Source organism: Paenibacillus sp. J22FR21, assembly GCF_056269135.1.
In genome coordinates this window covers 485,742-500,630 of sequence record NZ_JBWDNJ010000002.1, presented here as the reverse complement: position 1 = coordinate 500,630, position 14,889 = coordinate 485,742, and the positions used below count along the sequence as shown (strand labels likewise).

15 protein-coding genes are annotated in these 14,889 nt (G+C 50.5%); 1 reads left to right on the top strand and 14 read right to left on the bottom strand.

What is annotated here, in order from left to right:
• Positions 1 to 36 precede the first annotated feature (36 nt).
• From recG to AC0YNS_RS08070, 4 genes are read right to left on the bottom strand one after another with little or no spacing between them, the layout of a single operon-like run.
• Entirely contained in the window at positions 37 to 2,085 is a 2,049-nt protein-coding gene (gene recG / locus AC0YNS_RS08085) for an ATP-dependent DNA helicase RecG (protein ID WP_475780488.1), read from the bottom strand.
• A gap of 10 nt (positions 2,086 to 2,095) precedes the next feature.
• Positions 2,096 to 2,950: a DegV family protein gene (locus AC0YNS_RS08080; RefSeq protein WP_475780487.1), complete on the bottom strand. Its 855-nt coding sequence runs from the start codon at positions 2,948 to 2,950 to the stop codon at positions 2,096 to 2,098.
• Between the two features lie 11 nt (positions 2,951 to 2,961).
• On the bottom strand, positions 2,962 to 4,770 hold the full coding sequence (locus AC0YNS_RS08075) for a DAK2 domain-containing protein (protein ID WP_475781000.1): 1,809 nt from the start codon (positions 4,768 to 4,770) through the stop codon (positions 2,962 to 2,964).
• A 54-nt stretch (positions 4,771 to 4,824) separates the two neighbouring features.
• Positions 4,825 to 5,184, bottom strand: a complete 360-nt coding sequence (locus AC0YNS_RS08070; protein ID WP_090978269.1) for an Asp23/Gls24 family envelope stress response protein — start codon at positions 5,182 to 5,184, stop codon at positions 4,825 to 4,827.
• A 222-nt stretch (positions 5,185 to 5,406) separates the two neighbouring features.
• Between AC0YNS_RS08070 and rpmB the strand changes: the two genes are divergently transcribed.
• Complete coding sequence (gene rpmB / locus AC0YNS_RS08065) at positions 5,407 to 5,595, top strand: 50S ribosomal protein L28 (protein WP_090978267.1); 189 nt, start codon at positions 5,407 to 5,409, stop codon at positions 5,593 to 5,595.
• 152 nt (positions 5,596 to 5,747) lie between these two features.
• Here the strand turns inward: rpmB and spoVM are convergent, their stop codons facing one another.
• From spoVM to def, 10 genes are all read right to left on the bottom strand, one after another.
• Positions 5,748 to 5,828, bottom strand: coding sequence for a stage V sporulation protein SpoVM (gene spoVM, locus AC0YNS_RS08060; protein WP_010345573.1), 81 nt, complete (start codon positions 5,826 to 5,828; stop codon positions 5,748 to 5,750).
• A 191-nt stretch (positions 5,829 to 6,019) separates the two neighbouring features.
• Entirely contained in the window at positions 6,020 to 6,289 is a 270-nt protein-coding gene (locus AC0YNS_RS08055) for a hypothetical protein (RefSeq protein WP_475780486.1), read from the bottom strand.
• A gap of 11 nt (positions 6,290 to 6,300) precedes the next feature.
• Positions 6,301 to 6,945, bottom strand: a complete 645-nt coding sequence (rpe, locus tag AC0YNS_RS08050; protein WP_475780485.1) for a ribulose-phosphate 3-epimerase — start codon at positions 6,943 to 6,945, stop codon at positions 6,301 to 6,303.
• A 1-nt stretch (position 6,946) separates the two neighbouring features.
• Positions 6,947 to 7,900: a ribosome small subunit-dependent GTPase A gene (gene rsgA, locus AC0YNS_RS08045; RefSeq protein WP_475780484.1), complete on the bottom strand. Its 954-nt coding sequence runs from the start codon at positions 7,898 to 7,900 to the stop codon at positions 6,947 to 6,949.
• Positions 7,866 to 10,001: a Stk1 family PASTA domain-containing Ser/Thr kinase gene (gene pknB / locus AC0YNS_RS08040; protein WP_475780483.1), complete on the bottom strand. Its 2,136-nt coding sequence runs from the start codon at positions 9,999 to 10,001 to the stop codon at positions 7,866 to 7,868. Before pknB ends, rsgA begins: the two co-directional genes overlap by 35 nt.
• Before the next feature lie 5 nt (positions 10,002 to 10,006).
• Positions 10,007 to 10,762: a Stp1/IreP family PP2C-type Ser/Thr phosphatase gene (locus tag AC0YNS_RS08035; RefSeq protein ID WP_475780482.1), complete on the bottom strand. Its 756-nt coding sequence runs from the start codon at positions 10,760 to 10,762 to the stop codon at positions 10,007 to 10,009.
• A gap of 6 nt (positions 10,763 to 10,768) precedes the next feature.
• Positions 10,769 to 11,815 carry a dual-specificity RNA methyltransferase RlmN gene (rlmN, locus tag AC0YNS_RS08030; protein ID WP_475780481.1) on the bottom strand — a complete coding sequence of 349 codons (1,047 nt, stop codon included), beginning with the start codon at positions 11,813 to 11,815 and terminating at the stop codon, positions 10,769 to 10,771.
• A 134-nt stretch (positions 11,816 to 11,949) separates the two neighbouring features.
• Positions 11,950 to 13,428, bottom strand: coding sequence for a 16S rRNA (cytosine(967)-C(5))-methyltransferase RsmB (gene rsmB, locus AC0YNS_RS08025; protein ID WP_475780480.1), 1,479 nt, complete (start codon positions 13,426 to 13,428; stop codon positions 11,950 to 11,952).
• Complete coding sequence (gene fmt, locus AC0YNS_RS08020) at positions 13,425 to 14,372, bottom strand: methionyl-tRNA formyltransferase (protein ID WP_475780479.1); 948 nt, start codon at positions 14,370 to 14,372, stop codon at positions 13,425 to 13,427. Before fmt ends, rsmB begins: the two co-directional genes overlap by 4 nt.
• The gene (gene def, locus AC0YNS_RS08015; protein WP_475780478.1) at positions 14,373 to 14,861 is read right to left on the bottom strand and encodes a peptide deformylase; all 489 of its coding nucleotides are present in this window, start codon (positions 14,859 to 14,861) and stop codon (positions 14,373 to 14,375) included.
• Positions 14,862 to 14,889 lie beyond the last annotated feature (28 nt).

Sequence of the window (14,889 nt, the reverse complement as noted above, 5' to 3'; positions counted from 1 at the left end):
TCGTTGTACTATATGCTGAGACAGCCACTTTCAAAACTAGTCCAAGAGTTCCCCTTGAAAAAGTTGATCTTTCTTCAACAAGTCACGTACTCTGGCATAAGCCGCTTCCGTCCAGAAATCCGGCTTTGCCGTAATGTCGGCCGCATCGTCCCTGGCTTCCTCGAGCACGGCAAAGTCGGCCGCCATATCGGCAAGCTTAAAGTCCGGTACACCGCTTTGCTTCGTGCCGAAGAAATCCCCGGGTCCCCTCAGCTCCAAATCCCGTCTCGATACCTCGAAGCCATCATCCGTCTCCGTCATGATTTTCATCCGTTCACGACCGATCTCCGACTTCGGATCAGCTATTAAGACACAGTAGGATTGATGTCCGCCACGTCCAACGCGCCCGCGCAGCTGGTGGAGCTGGGACAAGCCAAACCGCTCCGCATCCATAATGACCATCAGAGTAGCGTTCGGCACGTCGACCCCGACTTCGACGACGGTGGTTGCTACAAGCACATGTACTTCATTCTCGCTGAATGCGCGCATGACTTCATCTTTGTCCGAGGTAGTGAGTCGTCCGTGCAGCAAGCCTATCTTCAGATCTGGGAATGCTTGCTGGATTTGAATATGCAAATCTATCGCATTCTGCACATCCAGCTTCTCCGATTCCTCGATGAGCGGGCATATAAAATAACACTGACGCCCTGCCTCCACCTCACGCCGAATAAATCCAAGCACGCGTTCCAGCATATTATGCTTCACCCAATTTGTCTGGATCGGCTTACGACCCTGCGGACGTTCCCGCAGCGTAGATACATCAAGGTCGCCGAACGCCGTAATGGCAAGCGTTCTGGGGATCGGTGTCGCTGTCATCGTCAGTACATCCGGATTCATCCCTTTGCGGCGCAGTACACTTCGCTGGTTAACGCCAAATCGGTGCTGCTCATCCGTTACAACTAAACCCAGACTGCGGAAATTAACGCCTTCCTGAATAATCGCCTGCGTACCCACGATCACATCAATCAGCCCCATTTGCAGCCCTGCCAGTACATCCCGCCGTTTCTTCTCCGTCAAGCTGCCTGTCAGCAGCGCTACCTGCAGCCCAACACCGCCTAGAAGCTTCTGTAAGGAACGGTAGTGCTGCTCCGCTAATATCTCCGTCGGTACCATTAGTGCCCCTTGGTGACCTGCTTTGTAGGCGGCAAACAGCGCGATAGCCGCTACGACAGTCTTACCGGATCCAACATCTCCTTGCAGCAAGCGGTTCATACAGGAGGGATGACGCATATCAATCAAGATTTCGTTAACAACCTTCTTCTGTGAATCTGTCAGCTCAAAGGGCAGTGTCCGCACGAAAACCCGTATCGATTCCGCATCAACCACATGGGCGACACCATCCATTCGTTTACGATTAATCGTACGGTACGCCTGCAGCTTTAACTGGAACAAGAACAGCTCCTCGTAGACGAGTCTGCGACGAGCCGCCTGCCCTTGCGCTATATCCTCGGGCTGATGAATTTGCTTCACCGCATCTCTGCGCAGCATGAGGCCATGCTTGTCCATCAATTCTACAGGCAGAATCTCTTCCACCATCGTCCCATATTGGAGCAGCGCTTGTGCCATGATTTTGCGTATCCATGGCTGTGTCACACTGCCGCCAACGGAGTATACCGACTGGAGAGTGCCTGAGCGCGAAGCGCCTTTATCAGGGAACTCGGACTCCGATACCGTAATTTGCAGCCGCTGCTGCTCCCACTTGCCCGTCAGCACGATATCCCGACCAGGAACCAGCTGATCCTGTAGAAAATGTCGATTAAACCACACGGCCGTCACTAATATGCCGTCGATAACTATTTTACAGGTTAAGCGAGTCTTAGCACGGCCGAGCCGCTGCAAGAGCGGATTGCCCATAATCTTGCCTTCAACGGTCGCTTTCTCCCCATCCTTCGTTTCCCCTAAGCTCCGAATGCGATAGTCTTCATATCGAAAAGGAAAATAATCCAGCAAATCCGCGATCGTATGAACGCCAAAGGCGTGAAGCTCTAATTCTTTCTGAGCACTCACGCCTTTCATTTGCCGGACCGTTATTTGATCCAGCTTCATCCCCATTACCTCACACCCGCGTAATAAACAATGCAGCAGCACCGGGACCGGCATGTGTTCCAATAACAGAACCGATCTCTGTTTGCCTGATGCTGCGTATGTTCAGCTGTCCTTGCGCCAGAGCTGCAAGCTCAAGCGCCAGCTCGTTCTTATGTGTCCACCCGACTGTCATTTCAATTGGATCATTGCCGAAGTCTTTCTTAAACAGATCGATAATGCGCTGCATCGCTTTCTTCGTCCCGCGCACCTTATCTACTGCCATTACTTCGCCTTCGCTGTCAATCGTCAAGATTGGCTTTATGTTGAGGATCGAACCAAACAAAGCTGCTGCTTTGCCAATTCGGCCACCTTTCTGCAAATACTCGAGTGTGTCCAGCAAGAAATACATGCGACGATCTTGAATCATATTTTCCACTTTGGTCACAATGGCTTCTTTGGTTTCACCCGCAGCGGCCATCTCAGCCGCTTTAACAGCCAGCATCCCAATGCCATACGACGCGGATTTGGAATCGATCACCGTAATATCGCCGGAAACTTCAAGTAAGTTAGAGCCCAGAACCGCCGATTGATAAGTGCCGCTTAGTGCAGAGGACAAATGAATGGAGATGATAGAGGTGTCCTTTCCTGTACCGAGCACGCGCTCGTAGGCTTCCATGAACTCTACCGGTGAGGGCTGTGAAGTGGTTGGCAGCAGATCCGCTTTGGCCAATCGCTCATAAAATTGATTGTTCGTGATGGTGACTGCATCGAGATACGTGTCCTCGCCGAAGAGCACCTTAAGCGGTACCATCTCGATATTATGCTGCTCACGGACACGCTTTGGAATATCCGCCGTACTGTCCGTTATGATCTTGATTGCACCCATCCCAGCACCCCCTATTCCACTGCAAATAGATATGGATAAAGCGGTTGTCCGCCTTCGTGTACTTCGAGCTCGGCATGTGCAAAGGTATCGGCTGCCCATTGTACGAATTCCGCAGTTACAGCCGCATCTGCTTGCTCTCCTGTAAGGATCGTAACAAGCTCGCCGCCGTCTTCCAGCATTCTGGCAAGCAGCTCCCGGCAAGTTTCTTGCAAGCTTGGGGAAGCGGTCACAATGGACTTTTCCAAGATGCCGATATAATCGCCTTCATGGATGGTAATGCCGTCAATCGAAGTATTCCGTACAGCATTCGTGACTTGACCCGAACGTACTTGCTTCGCAGCCTCGCTCATCGCTTCCGTGTTCTCTTCAGCAGTTCCGTCTTCCTTGAAGACCAGAACAGCCGCAAGACCTTGCGGAATATTCTTCGTTTGTATGACGGTTACATTTCGTTCACACAGCTCTGCGGCTTGCTGCGCAGCCAAGATGATATTGCCGTTATTCGGCAGCAGATAAATATGTTCAGCCGACAGTGATTCAATCGCATTGACGAAATCCTCTGTCGATGGATTCATCGATTGTCCGCCGGAAAGCACGATATCCACGTTGTTATCCATGAAGATCGATGCGATCCCTTCGCCCATGGCCACTGCAATGATGCCGAATGCTGCCCACTCATGAGCCGATTCCGCTGTGATGGACGCTGCAGGCGTGCCTGTCAACACTTCCGAAACAGCTAGCCCAAGCGCTGCTTCCTCTACAATCGTCGTTTCCTTCAGGGGATCTTCGTGAACTGCAGGGGCGGATGTCGTGCTGCTGTTCAGATGCGAGGCTTCTTCATGAAGAAGCTCACGATGCTGCTCACGCATGTTAAGAATATGAATTTCAGTCAGCTCACCGTAAGGCAGCGCGTAGTTCAGCACATCTCCCGGCTTGCGCGTATGAACATGAACTTTAATGATTTCATCGTCCGCAATGACAAGGATCGAATCTCCATCTCTGCTAAGCATGCCTTTGAACAAAGCTTCATCGAAGCGCAGCGTCTGACGGCCTGCCAGCTTCCGATTAATGAAAAATTCCATATCGTATAAAAATTCAATATTCTCTGTTTCCAAGCGAGATTGTGCACTGGAAAGCACTTGGTTAGAACGTGGGACTGATGGTGCAGGCACGGCCTTCATTGCCGGGAACAGCTCAGGTGATGCTGCTTCCGAACCATTATGACTTTCATCCACACTGCCCATGTTTTCAGTTAGTGCACGCAGGAAACCCTCATAGATACAAACAAGTCCCTGACCGCCGGAATCCACTACGCCTACTTGTTTAAGTACCGGAAGTAAATCAGGTGTACGTGCTAGCGATTCATTCGATTTGGTAACAACCTCGCGCATCATCTCTGTCATATCTGTTGTGCGCTTTGCGATCGACACCGCATGTCTAGCCGTGTCTTTCGCAACGGTTAGAATCGTCCCTTCAACCGGCTTGACGACAGCCTTATAAGCCATGTCAACTCCGTTCTGAAGTGCAGCAGCAAACTGAATCGGATCGATTTGCTCCAAGTTGACGATACTTTTGGCGAACCCCCTGAATAACTGTGACAAAATAACGCCGGAATTCCCGCGTGCACCCATAAGCAACCCTTTAGAAAGCGCTTCCGCAACTTTGCCTATTGCTGGGGAGGATTTGCTCTGAAGCTCGCGTTTTCCTGACGTCATCGTTAAATTCATATTCGTCCCGGTATCACCGTCCGGAACCGGGAACACATTCAGCGCATTAATGCGCTCAACATTTCTTTGCAAACTTTCCGCTCCGCTCAGTACCATACTTGTAAAGTCTGAGCCGTTAATAAAGCGTTTAATCAAACGTATTACCCCTTCCTACCGAGATACCCGTACGCCTTGGACAAAAATATTGATGACGTCTACCTTGACGCCGATGACCTCGTTCATCACATATTTCACTTTCGACTGAATGTTATGTGCGACCTCGGAAATTTTTGTGCCGTAGCTAACGATGATGTACAGATCAATGTGTAAGTAGTCGTTCTCTCGGTGGACTTCAACACCGCGCGATAAATTATCTCGACCAAGCAGCTCAGCAATTCCGTCTTTCAGCTGCTTTCTTGAAGCCATCCCTACCAGTCCATAACAATCCAGTGCCGCTGAGCCGGCAAGAACGGAGATAACATGGTCGGTTATGAATACATTGCCTAAATCCGAATTAATCTGCAGGGGCATGGAAAACCACTCCTTCACCGTTATTATTATGGACTAAACAACATTGTACTATAAATAATGACGATTTTGAAGCCCAATGCCCATTTTACGACCATTTTCTGCATTTTAAGCGCTTTATATACCTTAGAGTATGAAACTTGAAATGCTTGATGAATGTGATTTGTTATGTTATTATATTGGAGTCTGTTTATTTGCAGTGAATCTTCAAGGGAGGTGTATTCCATGTCTCGCAAATGTGCCATTACGGGCAAAGGCCCAGGGGTAGGCAATCATGTTTCGCACGCTAACAACAAAACTCGCCGCACTTGGGGCGTTAACGTTCAAAAAGTTAGAATTCTTGTTAACGGTAAACCAAAACGCGTTTACGTCAGCACTCGTGCTCTCAAAGCCGGCAAAGTAACACGTGTATAACGGCATTAAGCCATGGACAAAAAGCACCTGATTCAATCAGGTGCTTTTTTGCATGTCTAGGCACAGGAGGGACCGATTGCTGTGCGCTGTGCTCAGGATGCTGCATGTCGAACCGTTCCTTTGTTTTGGCTTCAAGGCAGCATTCACAGCCGCTAGTTCTTCTGGAACGTATTCAGAATCGCCTTCACGAAGCCACCCAAAAACTTCGGCAGCTTGATCGTGTAAAATTTCATGCTCCACCCCTCCTAAGAGTTTTGCGTCGTGTGCGTGAGCAAAACGTTCTTCGTCTGCTGAATAAACATCCGTAACGGTCCTCTCAGCCTTAATTACACAAATAAAAAAGGCTACAAGAACGTTCGTTCATGTAACCATCCTATGCGATCTATGATCGTCCTATTCCAAACCCGAAGTCATCCTCCGGCTGCTAGGTAGTAGTCATTGGATGCGCCCTAGCGTAAAGCACAACGGCAATCACTATGGTAAAGATAAGAAAGAACAGCAGCGACATCACACCAAATACGATCCGCGATCGCAATGATGTAAACCGCTTAAAATAGAAGATTGCAATAACAAGAGCAAGAATGGAGAAAAGAAAATTGACGCCGGTCTTTACATTCGGAAATATCGCCAGCATCAGTCCGCAGCCAAGACTAAAGAGCGTACATAGCAGGCCTTTCTTCAACCAATCGGGCATCTTTAGTCCTCCTAACGCAGTGCTGAAATAGCCGCTCCGCGATCCTGTTCAGTGAATATGGCATTGCCGGCTACAAACACGTCAGCGCCTGCTTCTCTGACAAGCTTAGCAGTCGTTGCATTAACGCCGCCATCGACCTGGATCAGCATGTCTCCAAGCCCTCGAGATTCAAGCAGTGCTCGCAGCTGACGGATCTTCTGCAGCGATTGAGGAATGAACTGCTGCCCCCCGAAGCCCGGGTTTACGGTCATAATCAGCACCATATCCAAATCGTCCAGCACATTCTCCAGCACGTTAATCGGCGTTGCCGGATTCAGCGCAACACCGACAGGCAATCCGGCTTCTTTGATTTGGTGAATAACGCGGTGCAGATGAACGCATGCCTCGGCATGTATCGTAATCCGGTCCGCTCCTGCAGCTACGTAAGAGGCGATATGCAGCTCCGGACGCTCGATCATCAAATGCACATCAAAAACAAGCTTAGTGGCTGGCCGTACGGCACTAATGACTAGTGGTCCGAACGTTAGTGTTGGGACGAAATGGCCGTCCATGACATCAATATGAATCCAATCCGCTCCGGCACGCTCCACGTCTTTGATTTCTTCTGCAAGTGTCGCAAAATTAGCCGACAGTATCGATGGTGCTATGATAGACATTTCAGTACCTCCGCTTTTTCTCTTTCATTTCCTCCATGAACAGCACGTAATTGCTGTGGCGGCTAGGTGCGATTTCACCGCGCCCCAGCGCTTCCAGCACCGCACATTCAGGTTCATGAATATGTGTACAGCCTCGGAATTTGCATCCCGAAGAAAGCTCGTGCATTTCTCTGAAACAAGTACCTAATTCTTCAATGCCAAGCTCGGCAAAATCCAGTTGACTAAACCCAGGTGTATCCGCAACATATCCCCCGCCGATATCGACAAGCTCTACATGACGAGTAGTATGTTTACCACGTCCAAGGCGATTGCTGATTGCGTTTGTCTCGAGCGTGAGGCCCGGTACGAGCGCATTAAGCAGCGAGGACTTCCCCACGCCTGATTGACCGGCGAACACCGCCAGATGGCCTTGTAGACGCTCTGCCAGTGCCGGAGTGCCATCACCTTGCCTTGAGCTCGTCACAAGCACCTCATAACCGATCGGCCGATAGATACGAAGCACATCGTTCATGGCACTGCGTGCTTCTTCTGAATCCTCGCCATCCTCGGCGAGATCCTGCTTGCTGAGACAAAGCACCGCTTGGATGCCGGCATGCTCGATATGAACAAGAAACTTATCCAGAAGCTGCAAATTCAGCACTGGCTCCGTCACCGAGAAAACCAGTACAGCAAGATCAATATTAACAACAGGCGGTCGAATCAGCTCTGAGCTGCGCGGCAGGATTCGATTAACGGCTCCCTCGCCGTTCTCCGTCTCTTCGTATTCAACGACATCACCGACAAGCGGCGATTCGCCGCGTTTCTTGAAGATGCCGCGCGCCCTGCACTGAATCGGCTCCACATCGGAGGAAGCATCGAGCGGTCTTACATAATAATAACCGCTCAATGCTTTGACAATTCTTCCTGTTAGATCGGACTTGCTATTGGTCGGTCTCGTTTGTGGTCGTATTGCCATCGGTAGGATTCTCCTCAGTTTGCGCCGGCTGATCTTCAGGCGGCGTTTCGGTGCCTGGGACCGTTTCCGGCGCTCCAGTTTCACCCGATTTTACATCTTCATACGTTTTGGAGAAGGTATCGGTAAATTGATTATCTCGATAAATGGTAACCATCGCTTCCGTGTTTGGATCAAGCACGACCTTAACCGGGAAGGACTGCGTATCTTTAATTTTCCGTTTACCCCATTCAATATTCTCACCGCGTGCATCCGTATATGTAATACGGATCTCGCTCGTTTTGCCAGCCACTGCCGGCGAAATGACGATATTGAAGGTGTATTCGATTGCTTCCTCTGGTAATCCGGAGCTTACCGTAAGCGTAATATCAGCTCCCTCGGATACCGGAGCCTCAGGATCGAAAGGGTACTGTGCGATTACAGTTCCTTTCTCTTTGTAGCTTGGTTCGCGCACGATGTCGGCCTCGTTAATCTTAAGACCTTTTGACTTCAGAAGCGCGATCGCATCCTTCTCCGACTTATTAATCAGATTCGGCATTGGGAATGTTTCTTTCCCTTGGCTGACCGTTAAATTAAATTTAACCGTCTTCGGATCAAATTCAGCACCAACTTCTGGGCTCTGTTCCAATACAGTGCCCGGCGTCTCATCACTGAAAGTTTCATCCTTGGTAATACTGTCTTGGGCTACGCCAAGCGCAACCAGCGCTGCTACCGTATCCTCATAGGACTTCCCGGCATAATCTCCGGCTGTCGCCAGTTTCGGCCCTTTGCTGACGTACAGCTTAATGAATGAGCCTACCTTCACCCGTTGATTCGGTTTCGACTGCTCGTATACAACGTCCTTCGGAACCCCTTCTTTATCGGTATAAATCGAGGGCTCTTCCACTTTAAGTCCAGCACCTTCGAGCGTTGTGCGGGCTTCAGTCTCCGTCATATTGACCACATACGGCACATCGACCTCTTCAATATCAAACCAACTCAGAACAGTCATGGCTCCCCAGTAAACAAGAGCAATAATAATCAAGGTTGAAGCAACCGTCACGACAGGCTTGACCCATTTGCGTTTGCGCGGCAATTCTTCCAGACCATTCGAATTCCAACGATCCTGATCCGACTGATCTGCGGATATCTTCGCTTTCTCAGCCGGTGTGCCGCCACTCTGTTCGGTTCTCACACTCGATATCGTATCCGTCATCTTATCGGCAATGCTGCCGCGAATCGCAGGCATGACACGCGTCTCGTCAAAATCGGAATTTGCGAATGTAATCTTCGGTTCTTTCAATCGCTCTGGCTGCAAACAAGTTTCCAGATCGCTGAGCATCTCCTTGGCAGACGCATAACGTTCAGCCGGATTCTTCCGCATCGCTCGCAAAATCACATTCTCTACACTTTGCGGTATGTACGGGTTCAGTGTTTTGGGCTCGGCGAATGTTTCTTGCAAATGCTTCAGCGCTACGCTGATCGGGCTTTCACCCAAGAAAGGCAGCTTCCCAGTCACCATCTGGTATAGCACGATACCAAGCGAATACAAGTCGGACTTCTCGCCGGTTACGACACCCTTCGCATGTTCCGGTGAGAAATAATGAACAGAGCCCACCACAGAACCTGTTTGGGTAATTGTCGAAGAGGTTACCGCGCGCGCAATACCAAAGTCGGTTACTTTCACGCGGCCATTCTTGCCGATAAGTATATTATGTGGTTTGATGTCACGATGAATGATTTGATTATAATGCGCGTGCTCAAGTGCATCGCAAATTTGAATCGCAATCCGAACCGCTTCCTCGGTTTGCAACGGCGCACGTTCTTTAATAATTTCGTTTAAATTGTTGCCTTCGACATATTCCATCACGATGTAGTGCGTATCGTCTTCTTGTCCGACATCATAGATGCTTACGACATTGGAATGCGAAAGAGAGGCTGCCGATTGCGCCTCGCGTCTGAAACGACGAATAAATTCTTCATCATGAACGAATTGTTGACGCAGCACTTTAACCGCAACATGACGATTGAGCAGGATATCATGGGCTTTATATACAAGCGCCATGCCGCCTCCGCCGATGCGTGTAATAATTTCATATCTTCCGCCTAATTCATGTCCTATCATGTCGATCACCCCTCGAGCTCTGTGTCTTCGGCATGATGCAGCAGCACTACTGTAATATTGTCGTCTCCGCCGGCTTCCAGCGCCAGTTGTACGAGCCGATCTGCTTTTTGATCCAAGGTGAGATCATCCTGCCCTAAAGTCTCCATAATTGCTGAAGTACTCGCCATTGTCGTCAGACCGTCGCTGCATAACATAAGCAAATCTCCGGCTCGCCAGGAAGTGCAAATGATATCTACTTCAACCTCTTCATCAGTGCCGAGTGCACGTGTAATTACATTTCTTCTCGGATGGACCGCCGCTTCTTCAAGCGTGATTTGACCCGATTTAACCAATTCTTGAACAAGCGTATGATCCTCAGTCAGCTGAGTCATGACGCCTTCTCTCCATTTATAAACCCGGCTGTCGCCGATATGACCGATGACTCCGTTATCGTCTTGTATAAGTGCGGCAACGATTGTTGTTCCCATATTATGAAATTGCTCGTTGTTGGACGCCATGTCAAAAACAACTTCGTTCGCTTGCAGAATAGCCTGGCTCATCAGCAGCTTACGCTCCTCCAAAGACAGCCCAGAATTAACATTCTGAAGCGCCTCTCGGAAGGTATCCACCGCCAATTGGCTTGCCACTTCACCTGCCTTGTGACCGCCCATGCCATCGGCAACTATTGCCACGGTCAGGCCGAACTCATAAGAGTCCGACCAAGCCGTGTCTTCATTAATTGATCGAATACGCCCAACATCGCTCCGATAAGCGATCTTCACAACTCATCACCCCGCCGTAGACTCCATATGTTTAGCACGTAGTTGTCCGCAAGCTGCTGCAATGTCATGACCTTGTTCTCTGCGGATGGTGGCATTGATATTGTTCTTCTCCAGAATGCGGTGGAACTCGAAAATCTGCTCGCGCGGGGTACGCACATAGTCACGTTCCGGCACGTGATTGACCGGAATCAAATTCACGTGGCAAAGCATGCCTTTCAGTACGTCTGCCAGTTCTTGCGCATGCTCGCTTTGGTCATTCACACTGCCGATCAAGGCATACTCAAACGTAATCCGGCGCCCTGTCTTCGCAATGTAGTAGCGGCAAGCTTCCATTACTTCTTCGAATGGGTAGCGGCGGTTAACCGGCATCAGCTTCGAACGGAGCTTGTCGTTAGGCGCATGAATGGAAATCGCCAGATTGATCTGCGTGTTCTCTTCGGCGAATTTATACATGCTTGGCACGATGCCGCTTGTCGAAACTGTAATGTGACGCTGGCCGATATTCAGCCCTTTCTCATGGATCATGTTACGAAGGAACGTCATTGTTGGATCATAGTTCTCAAACGGTTCACCTGAACCCATGATGACGATGCTGGATACACGTTCATTCGTCGCATCAAGCATTTGCTGTGCCACGACCACTTGCGCCACGATCTCGCCGGCTGTAAGGTTACGTTTCAGACCGCCAAGCGTGGATGCACAGAATGTGCAGCCGATTCGGCAACCGACCTGCGTCGTCACACAGATGCTGTTTCCATAGTTGTGACGCATAATTACCGTTTCGATTGCATGATTGTCATGCAAACCGAAGAGGAACTTCACCGTACCGTCTTTGGATTCGAATTTCGTAATCTCAGTCAACGTAACGAATGCAAATTGCTCCTCCAGCTTCTGGCGAAGCCCCTTCGAGAGATTGCTCATCTCTTCAAAACTGTTCACCCGTTTCACATAAAGCCACTCAAACAGCTGCGTGCCACGGAAAGCGGGCTCGCCATTCTCTTTCATCCAATCTTGCAATTGATCTAACGTATAGTCGTAGATGAACGGTTTCATCGATTTTACACCTGTTTCTTTTATCAAAATATGTGCTGAGCCCTCTTGATAAGAGTGCCCCTGATTATTTTACCACAAACGCCCATAACAGGCCACTTGATGCTGTCATGAGCGTTTGGAGGGTTTGAAACTGCTTAGTGAACCCGCTTCAAACGGGCAATGAAGAATCCGTCGCTGCCAAATTGCTGCGGCAGCAGCTGAACCATGCCGCCAAAGCTCTCATCGATAACTTGACCTTCTTTAAGCGGCTGCAGGATATGTGCTGACCAGTCAGCATCGAGTTTGTAATCGGGCTGACTTGCCAGAAACTTCTCGATCTGCCCCTCATTCTCTTCACGTTCAATCGTACATGTACTGTAGACCAGCGTACCGCCCGGCTTGACAAGCTTGGCCGCCACTTGCAGCAGATTAGTCTGCAAGTCTGCAATCGCGTGAACATCAGCTTCACTCTTCGTCCATTTGATTTCAGGCTTGCGTCTAATCACACCGAAACCTGAGCAAGGTGCATCTAGCAGCACTAGATCAAAGCTCTGCGGCTCGAATCGCGAAGCTAGCTCCAGCGCATCACCGGTAATCGCTTCAATGGCGTTCAGACCGAGGCGCGCGGCTTGCTCTTCAATCAGCTGCTTCTTGTGCGGATGAACGTCGTTCGCGTACACTAGCCCACGATCCTCCATCAGCTCGGCCAGATGCGTCGTCTTCCCTCCGGGAGCCGCGCAGCAATCCAGCACTTTCATACCCGGCGCCGGCGCACACACTTCCGCAACTAGCATGGAGCTCTCGTCTTGGAGTGTCCATAGTCCGGACTGATACCCCTCTGACTGAGCGAGATTACCGCCTCCGTTAACGATGACTGCTGCATCAGCAAGCTTCGAAGCAACAACGTCCAACCCATTGTCTGTGAGTAGGCTGATAGCTTTCTCACGAGATAACCGCAATGGATTCACGCGCAAGCTGCTGTGCGGCGGCTCATTGCCGGATGCGCAAATTTGCTCCGCTACAGCCTCGCCGTAGCTGTCGATCCAGCGCTTAACGAGCCAATCCGGGTACGAATGCGTGATTCCGATCCGTTTGATCGGATTCGCATGCTCAATAGGTTCTTTCAGCTCGGCCAAGCTGCGCTCCAAATTACGCAGCACGCCGTTAACCATCCCCGAAATTCCGCTATGACCTCGGCGCTTCGCAATGGAGACCGCCTCGTTCACTGCGGCATGCGCCGGTATCCGATCAAGCAGAAGCAATTGGTATGCGCTCATGCGCAGCAATACCAGTACCCAAGGCGTCAGCTTGTTGAAGCCTTTCGTTACGAGAATGTTCAGCCTGTCATCCAGCAGACGCTGATGTTGTATCGTGCCATATACCAGCTCTGTTGCAAGACCGGCATCTTGCCGTGACAGTTGTGCATCCTGCAGCGCACGATTGAGCTGCAAGTTGCTGTACGCTCCCGCTTCAGCCACCTTCACCAGCGTATCGAGAGCAACCTCGCGTGCTGTTTTGCGCCTTGGCTGCTGTTTCACACCACTCGCGGCGCCGTTTGGTTTCTTACCGCTCCTGCCTTGCCCGGTCGCTGCGCCTCCGGTCCCTTTGCTGCGATTGTTCGGTCCGCCGCTCATTCTTCGCCACCGCCGAACACTGTGCCTGCTTCAAGTCTGGCACCTTTCAGCCATTCCACGGCATCCATCGCTTTCTTCCCAGCAGGTTGAATATTCGTCAATAAGAGTGACCCCTCGCCTGTTTGTACAAGGATGCCTTCTTCAGACAGTTTCGTTACCGTTCCGGGCGCCGCTTGTTCATTGTTGCTGTGAGTGACTACTCGGCAGCCCCATACCTTAAACGGCTCACCATTCCATATCGTAAAACCGCCTGCCATCGGGGATAGGCCGCGAACCTGATTATAGATCTGACTTGCCTTGCGGCTCCAGTCGATCCGCTCATCCTCCCGAGACAGGTTTGGCGCGTATGTAGCTTCATCATGATTTTGCACGATTCGGTTCGCTGTACCGGCTTCAATTGCTGGCAATGTTTCTGCGAGCAGCTTCGCGCCTGCATCCGTTAGCTTCTCGAACAGCGTACCTGAAGTATCATCATCTGCAATCTGCACCTCGACTACACTGATCATGTCACCTGTATCCAAACCTTCAGCCATATACATAATGGTCACGCCTGTAACGCTCTCGCCATTGATAATGGAGCGCTGGATCGGAGCACCGCCGCGATAACGCGGAAGCAAGGAGCCGTGAACATTAATGCAGCCTAGACGCGGAACTTCCAGCACCGCTTTCGGCAAAATCTGTCCGTAAGCGGCAGTGACAATAAGGTCCGGCTGCAGCTCGGCAATTTGCTGTACGGTATCGGATCCGCGCAGACGTTCCGGTTGTGCAACTAGAAGGCCGCGAAGAAGAGCCGCTTCCTTAACCGGAGGCGGCGTCAACGTTTTTTTGCGGCCTTTCGGGCGATCAGGCTGTGTGACCACCAGCTCTACGGTATGTCCTGCGGCAAGAATAGCCTCTAAAGATGGAACGGCAAACGCTGGCGTTCCCATAAATACGATTCGCATCTATTCACTCTCATTCCGGGGAGGACGGCTCGCCGTATCGTAGATCGATACCGCAATATCCGTAAATAGTACGCCATTCAAATGGTCGACCTCATGCTGAAAAGCGCGCGCCAAAAAATCAGCCGCTTCCATCTCAAACGTTACGCCGTTACGGTCCTGCCCTTTTAGTTTAATGCGTTGTGCACGGTTAACATCACCGCTGATTTTGGCAATACTTAGGCAGCCCTCTGGTCCGAGCTGTTCGCCTTCAGCCTCGATAATCTCAGGGTTTACCATTTCAATCAAACCATGATCATCGCCAACATCGACGACAATGACGCGTTTGGAAATGCCTACCTGCGGTGCAGCCAGACCTACTCCGTCTGCGTCGTACATCGTCTCCGCCATGTCGCGGAGCAATTTATGCAAATTCGCATTAAATTTGGTTACCTCTACCGCGCGCTCGCGCAATACCGGATCCGGATCTTGAACAATCAGTCGAATAGCCATCTTATGACCTCCTATAATAAAAATTCTA

Coding starts and splice junctions, on each gene's coding strand:
- recG (WP_475780488.1), bottom strand. CDS start 2,085: ATGAAGCTGGATCAAATAACGGTCCGGCAAATGAAAGGCGTGAGTGCT.
- AC0YNS_RS08080 (WP_475780487.1), bottom strand. CDS start 2,950: ATGGGTGCAATCAAGATCATAACGGACAGTACGGCGGATATTCCAAAG.
- AC0YNS_RS08075 (WP_475781000.1), bottom strand. CDS start 4,770: ATGGTACTGAGCGGAGCGGAAAGTTTGCAAAGAAATGTTGAGCGCATT.
- AC0YNS_RS08070 (WP_090978269.1), bottom strand. CDS start 5,184: ATGCCCCTGCAGATTAATTCGGATTTAGGCAATGTATTCATAACCGAC.
- rpmB (WP_090978267.1), top strand. CDS start 5,407: ATGTCTCGCAAATGTGCCATTACGGGCAAAGGCCCAGGGGTAGGCAAT.
- spoVM (WP_010345573.1), bottom strand. CDS start 5,828: ATGAAATTTTACACGATCAAGCTGCCGAAGTTTTTGGGTGGCTTCGTG.
- AC0YNS_RS08055 (WP_475780486.1), bottom strand. CDS start 6,289: ATGCCCGATTGGTTGAAGAAAGGCCTGCTATGTACGCTCTTTAGTCTT.
- rpe (WP_475780485.1), bottom strand. CDS start 6,945: ATGTCTATCATAGCACCATCGATACTGTCGGCTAATTTTGCGACACTT.
- rsgA (WP_475780484.1), bottom strand. CDS start 7,900: ATGGCAATACGACCACAAACGAGACCGACCAATAGCAAGTCCGATCTA.
- pknB (WP_475780483.1), bottom strand. CDS start 10,001: ATGATAGGACATGAATTAGGCGGAAGATATGAAATTATTACACGCATC.
- rlmN (WP_475780481.1), bottom strand. CDS start 11,815: ATGAAACCGTTCATCTACGACTATACGTTAGATCAATTGCAAGATTGG.
- rsmB (WP_475780480.1), bottom strand. CDS start 13,428: ATGAGCGGCGGACCGAACAATCGCAGCAAAGGGACCGGAGGCGCAGCG.
- fmt (WP_475780479.1), bottom strand. CDS start 14,372: ATGCGAATCGTATTTATGGGAACGCCAGCGTTTGCCGTTCCATCTTTA.
- def (WP_475780478.1), bottom strand. CDS start 14,861: ATGGCTATTCGACTGATTGTTCAAGATCCGGATCCGGTATTGCGCGAG.